The organism is Streptomyces sp. NPDC001549, from assembly GCF_042894025.1.
Classification (GTDB): Bacteria; Actinomycetota; Actinomycetes; order Streptomycetales; family Streptomycetaceae; genus Streptomyces; species Streptomyces kutzneri.
The window spans coordinates 1-5,245 of record NZ_JBIAVJ010000071.1 but is presented as its reverse complement, the minus strand read 5'-3'; the positions used below and the strand labels follow the sequence as shown (position 1 = coordinate 5,245).

The 5,245-nt window shown below is 69.5% G+C and carries 6 protein-coding genes; 4 read left to right on the top strand and 2 right to left on the bottom strand.

All coding sequences use genetic code 11. From position 1 onward, the window contains the following. Positions 1-91 precede the first annotated feature (91 nt). Complete coding sequence (locus ACFY04_RS43530) at positions 92-829, bottom strand: hypothetical protein (protein ID WP_389126599.1); 738 nt, start codon at positions 827-829, stop codon at positions 92-94. Positions 830-1,420: 591 nt separating this feature from the next. Then, complete coding sequence (locus tag ACFY04_RS43525; RefSeq protein WP_389126598.1) at positions 1,421-2,380, bottom strand: alpha/beta hydrolase family protein; 960 nt, start codon at positions 2,378-2,380, stop codon at positions 1,421-1,423. Positions 2,381-2,549: 169 nt separating this feature from the next. Between ACFY04_RS43525 and ACFY04_RS43520 the strand changes: the two genes are divergently transcribed. From ACFY04_RS43520 to ACFY04_RS43505, 4 genes are all read left to right on the top strand, one after another. Then, complete coding sequence (locus ACFY04_RS43520) at positions 2,550-3,146, top strand: TetR/AcrR family transcriptional regulator (protein ID WP_389126597.1); 597 nt, start codon at positions 2,550-2,552, stop codon at positions 3,144-3,146. A gap of 178 nt (positions 3,147-3,324) precedes the next feature. Beyond that, on the top strand, positions 3,325-3,771 hold the full coding sequence (locus ACFY04_RS43515; RefSeq protein WP_389126595.1) for a hypothetical protein: 447 nt from the start codon (positions 3,325-3,327) through the stop codon (positions 3,769-3,771). Positions 3,772-3,871: 100 nt separating this feature from the next. Continuing rightward, positions 3,872-4,741, top strand: a complete 870-nt coding sequence (locus ACFY04_RS43510; RefSeq protein ID WP_389126593.1) for an IS5 family transposase — start codon at positions 3,872-3,874, stop codon at positions 4,739-4,741. A 73-nt stretch (positions 4,742-4,814) separates the two neighbouring features. Beyond that, positions 4,815-5,144 (top strand): hypothetical protein, encoded by a 330-nt coding sequence (locus ACFY04_RS43505; protein ID WP_389126592.1) that lies wholly within the window; start codon positions 4,815-4,817, stop codon positions 5,142-5,144. Positions 5,145-5,245: the final 101 nt, after the last annotated feature.

Genomic DNA, 5,245 nt, shown 5'->3' with positions numbered 1-5,245 from the left:
CTCAACTCCCTCGCCGACTACCTCACCAAGGTCGGAACCGCCAACCAGCAAACCGAGCAGAAATAACCATCAGGATTTCTGGCGCATCACACTAGCTGCCCCCGCCTCCGCCGCATCCGCTGCTGCCGCCGCAGCTGTAGCCCCCGGCGCCGCTGATGCCGATGCCGGAGGGCCCGCCCCGGCCGCGGTTCCGGGAGCCGGGGCGGCGCCGGGGCGCGGGGCGGGTGGTGCGCTTGACGTGGAGTTCGAGCAGGACAGCCGACCCCAGGGCCTGCTCCAAAGCCGCGAGAAGCTGTCGGGCGTCGGTGTCCGGCGGGAGGACAGCCCGGCAGACGTCGGAGTCGTCCCGGATCAGGCGCAGCGTGAGGACGCGGGTGGCGGGGAGGGGGTCCCTGGCGTACGGCTCCTCGATCTCCTGCTCCAGGCGCAGGCGGTCCGGCTCCTCCATCGGCCGCCACGGACCGCTCCCCAGGCCGCGCACCAGGCGCACCCCGGGGGGATCACCGACGGCGGAGAACCTGATCCGGTACACCCGGAAGCAGGCCACGGCCAGTGCGCCCGCGAAGCCCGCCGCGACGGCTGCGGACACCATCCAGAGGGCCACCACCCCCACCGTGGCCCAGCCGGCGCCGGAGAAGAGCACGATCACCGCCACCGGCAGGACGAGGGCGAGCCCGAGAAGGCCCGTACCGAGCGCGGTCAGCGCGGCGCTCCCCAGCGAGCGCGGCACGGTGAGCCAGGAGGCGCCGCCCGCCCGCAGCACCACGTCCGTCGTCCCCGACTCGCCCCGCTCCACGCCGCCGGGCGCCCCCGGGCTGTGTGCCGTCATTGCCTCACAGTAGATCTGACGCCGGGTGACTGACCAGATGCCGTACGTGAGACACCACGGGCGACGGTGCGATGCGGCTGGGCCGTTTCCTTCGGATCACCTCGCTGACCAGATGAAGATGGCGGCGAGGTGGAGTCCGGCGAGGTAGACGGTGGCGGGTCGGCGGCCGCCCACACCGCGTACGAACTCGCCGCCCGCGAGGTGCCGCCAAGGTAGTGGCGACCGCCCTCTGGCTCTGTTCACGATTACCAGCAGCGGTTGTTCACCAGTTTGAGCAGTGTCTGCGGTTGGCTGCGATTCGAACAGTGCAGGAGTCCGGGCAGCGCCGAGGCGGCCGGTTACAGCTGAGGACCCTGGGTTGCTGAGCCACTTCACACCGTGGCAGCCGGCTGCACAGACGCCCATCGTCGAGTAGCAAGCTGGTGGACCCATGCGCCCCTTCCGAGGTGCGGCAGGGGGCCTTTGCCCGGTTTCTTGTGTCTCCCGGGCCCCGGGTTTCAGCGCGTTCGTGGCGCGTGGGGACGGCGGTCCCTCTGCGGCGAGCCGAGCGACGGCGGCCGGGCCGTCCGATGCGGCACGTGGCTGTGGGGGCTACTTGGATTCGACTTGTCCTATCGGGTCGAGCCCGGCCGTCAGTGCCTCGCAGGCGATCTGCCAGGTCGCGGCGCCGGGGTGGAGCTGGGTGTGGAGGTAGGCCGCGGTGAGCTGGGCAAGGGCGGCGACTCGCTCGGGGTTCTCGTCGGTGGTCTCGGCGGCGTCGTATCCGGCGATCCCGCCGAGCCCGTGCTCCGCGTCGAACAGGGTGAGCAGGGTCTTGGGGCCGGGGGCGAGGGTGTAGGGGTCGGCGTGCCAGTCCGGCCCCATGTCTGTGAAGTGCCGGGGGTCGTCCTTGTCACCGGCGACGACCAGCGCGGGTGCGGTCATGGTGGAGAAGTCGACGGCCCCGATGACCGGCCACTGCTCGGCCATGGGCCCGTTGAGGACGTCGCCGCCCCTGCCGGGCGCGGCGAACAGTACGCCCGCCTTGATCCGGGGATCGACGAGGTGCACCACGTTCCCGGTGTCGGGGTCGGTGAGCCCGGCACCCAGCAGGAGGGCGGCGGTGAAGCCTCCGAGCGAGTGTCCCGCGAGGGCGATCTTGGTGTGGTCGATCCGTCCGGCGAGCTGCGGTACGGCGTTTTCGATTACGTCGAGCCGGTCGAGGATGTGGGTCATGTCCTCGGCGCGGGAGCGCCAGAAGTCGGGTGCGCCGGGGGCGTCGGCGACCAGGTGGGTCAGTGTGCTGGAGGTGAGGTGGGTGGGTTGGACGACGACGAATCCGTGTGCCGCCCAGAAGTTGGCGAGCGGCGCGTAGCCGTTGAGTGAGGAGAGGTTGTTCGAGGGACCGTGGCCGTGGGAGAGGAGGATGACGGGGAGGCTGGTCCCGGTCGCGGGTGCGGAGACGCGTACTTGGAGGTCCACGGGACGTCCGGGCACGGACAGGACTACGGGGCTGAAGGACAGGACCGGGACGGCCGTGCCCAAGGCGTCGGCGGTGGTGGCTGTGCTCACGGTGTGGATTCCCTTTCGGTGGCGCCTGCCGCCCGCCGGTCTCTTGCAGCCGGCGGGCGGACAAGGCGGTCAGGGGCGTCCTGTTTCGGCTAACCTGAAACGGAACGCTGCTCCATTTAATATTCGGAGCATCGCTCCGTTTTGTCAATCGGTGTCGAAGGAGAACGTGATGGCCGCCGAGGGTCCTGCAGGGGATTCGCCGTCCCGAAGCAAGCGGGCCGACGCTCAGCGCAACCGGGAGACGGTGCTCACGGCCGCAGCCGAGGTGTTCGTAACCTCCGGCGTCGACGCGCCGATCCGCCAGATCGCGGCCCAGGCGGGCGTCGGGATGGCCACGATCTACCGCCACTTCCCAACGCGGGCGGACCTCGTCACCGCCGTGTACCAGCACCAGATCGAGGCATGCGCCGAAGCCGGCCCGAACCTGCTGGCCATCACCGCCTCCCCGCTCGACGCACTGCGCCAATGGATCGGCCTCTTCGTCGACTTCCTCGTCACCAAACACGGCCTCGCCGACGCCCTGCAGTCAGACAGCGACCGCTTCGCCGCGCTGCACGCCTACTTCCTCGACCGCCTACTGCCCGTCTGCGCGCAACTGCTCGACGCCGCGGTCGAGGCCGACGAAATCAGGCCCGGCACACAGCCATACGAGCTGATGCGCGGCATCGGCAACCTCTGCATCGGACGCGACAACGACCCCCGCTACGACCCCCGACGCCTGATCGCCCTCCTCCTCCAGGGACTCCAGCGACCGCAGACGCCCTGATGCCGACGAGCAACATCGCGACCAGGCTCCTCCCGACTTCCACACGATCTGAACGACCATCGCCCAACAGCCGGAGACACCGGCAAGCGACAGCGCCCTGAGCTGGTGCTGTCACTCCTCATAAACATCGAACACGGCATCATCAGGACGCCGCTCAACGTCGTGAACATCCGCTGTCGTGAGTAGCGACGTCGTTTTGACGCAACGGGCCGCGGTCCTGCGGGGCAGCTGCTCGTACGGGTGGCGGGGCGCGGCCGAGTACCCCCTCGACTGGACCACCCTCCCCCACGACGAGCCCCTCTACGAGGCGGACACGGACCTGTCCGGGCCGATCGCGGACTACGAAGCGCACGTGTCGGTCATCCGCGACGCGGCCGTCCCACTCCCCGAAGAGCTCACCGCGCTCCTCACCGAACTCGTCCGCCGGCTCGACGGCCTGTCCGCCAAGGAGCCACTGGTTTCGTTGAAGGCCCTCGCCGACCTGCGGTACGTCATCGCCCAGGCCGGCCAGGACGCGGCGTACGAGCTCGCCTCCCGGGACGTGCCGATCGCGGAGGTCGCGGCCGCCCTCGGCACGAACGAGCCCGCGGCCCGCAGCTACCTCAACGACTACCTCCACCCCTGACCCAGCCCGCCCGGCATCGCACCGCTCGTCCGGCGCAGACGACTAGGCGGTGTTTTAGAACTGGGGTCCGTGTCTCGTCTCGTGCCGTGATGATCTCGGTGTGGGGCGAGGGGATCTTTCAGACGAGCAGTGGGCGGTGCTGGGGCCGTTGTTGCCGGTCGCGGTGTTGGGCAGGCCGTCGGTGTGTCGGCGGCGGTTGATCGACGGGATCCGCTGGCGGGTGCGGACCGGTGCCCCGTGGCGGGATCTGCCACCGGAGTACGGTCCGTGGCAGACGGTCTATGGGCTTTTCCGTCGTTGGCAGCGCGATGGTGTCTGGTCGTCGGTGCTGACCGGGTTGCAGGCCCGGGCGGACGCGGCCGGGCTGATCACCTGGGAGGTGAACGTCGACTCCACGATCTGCCGGGCCCATCAGCACGCGGCCGGTGCCCGGCGCGACGGCCAGACCCAGAAGGAACCGCCGGGCGGCAATCGGGCCGAACCCGACGATCACGGCCTGGGTCGGTCCCGCGGCGGCTGGACCACAAAGATCCACCTGGCCTGCGAACAAGGGCAGAAGCCCTTATCGCTGCTGGTCACAGCCGGGCAGTGGGGAGACAGCCCCCAGTTCGCGGCCGTGTTGGAAGCCATCCGGGTTCCCCGTCTCGGTCTGGGCCGGCCACGGGTTCGTCCGTTGCGGGTGCGGGGTGACAAGGCGTATTCATCGCGCGCGAACCGTGCCTATCTGCGGCGGCGGGGAATCCGCTGCACGATTCCGGAACCTGCCGATCAGGCCGGCCACCGCAAGCGCCGGGGCGCGGCCGGCGGGCGGCCTCCGGCTTTTGACCGTGAGGACTACAAGGCCCGGCACGCGGTCGAGTGCGGCATCAACCGGCTGAAGCGGAACCGGGCAGTGGCCACCCGGTTCGACAAACTCGCGGTCCGCTTCGAAGCGACCGTCCTCATCGCCGCGATCAACGAATGGCTGTGACCTGCCGGGAGTGTCGGTCCCGCATGTCATTCTGGCGGCGATCAGGTCAGCGGGTTGAGGGGAGACAGGGCTGATGGGGGCTGCGTACTACCGGGCCGAGAGCGAGAGCGGCGACCACATCGAGGACCCGTCCGAGGACGCGCTGTTCATGCTGATCGACGACCTCAACGCCTCCGACAACACCTTCGTCGTCATCCAGCCCGACGAGGACGACCCGGCCTGGTTCACCTCCGTCGCGGTCCTGGACGAAGGCGGCTACGAGGTCGTCCGCCGCGACACCACCCGCCGCGAACACGACGTCGCCACCGAGACCAGCATCGACCAGATCGCCCGTGACCTCACCATCTGGATGGCCGCCCGCGACTTCCCCGGACGACCCACCCAGCACACCAGCAACTTCTAAAACACGCCCTAGTCTTCTGAGTCGGGAATTCTGTTCAGATAACTGGCGAGGCGTTCGAGGATCTCGTCTGCGGTCTTGGTCCAGACGTAGGGCTTGGGGTC

What these genes read in the sequence shown, in the direction of transcription:
- ACFY04_RS43530 (WP_389126599.1), bottom strand. Translation starts at nt 829, where the DNA reads ATGACGGCACACAGCCCGGGGGCGCCCGGCGGCGTGGAGCGGGGCGAG.
- ACFY04_RS43520 (WP_389126597.1), top strand. Translation starts at nt 2,550, where the DNA reads ATGGCCGCCGAGGGTCCTGCAGGGGATTCGCCGTCCCGAAGCAAGCGG.
- ACFY04_RS43505 (WP_389126592.1), top strand. Translation starts at nt 4,815, where the DNA reads ATGGGGGCTGCGTACTACCGGGCCGAGAGCGAGAGCGGCGACCACATC.